Annotated in this window: 1 protein-coding gene; it reads left to right on the top strand. The window is 63.8% G+C overall.

Features of this window, described 5'->3' with window-relative positions; translation table 11 throughout:
• On the top strand, positions 1–260 hold a 260-nt coding region (locus tag PZA18_RS24630), incomplete at both ends, for a hypothetical protein (RefSeq protein ID WP_284103518.1).

A 260-nucleotide genomic window follows, 5' to 3' on the forward strand; every position in this document is an offset into this window, starting at 1 on the left:
CACCATCAACCCGCTGGGCGAAGCCTCGGGGGTGGCTTACAACACGCTGGGCCAGGTTTCCGACAGCCGCAAGCTGGCCACCCGGATTCCCGCCGCCACCCTGGCCACCTTGCAAGGGGGTCTCACCCACTCCGGCATCGACACCTTGCTGAGTAACCTGTTCAGCGCCGTCGATGCTGGCGAACACTACGAATACAACGTCCGGGGTGAGCGGGTATTGACCCAGACCGGCGTTGGCGGTCGCAGCGAAGTCGATTTCA

The organism is Parachitinimonas caeni (assembly GCF_030129945.1).
Taxonomy (GTDB): Bacteria; Pseudomonadota; Gammaproteobacteria; order Burkholderiales; family Chitinimonadaceae; genus Parachitinimonas; species Parachitinimonas caeni.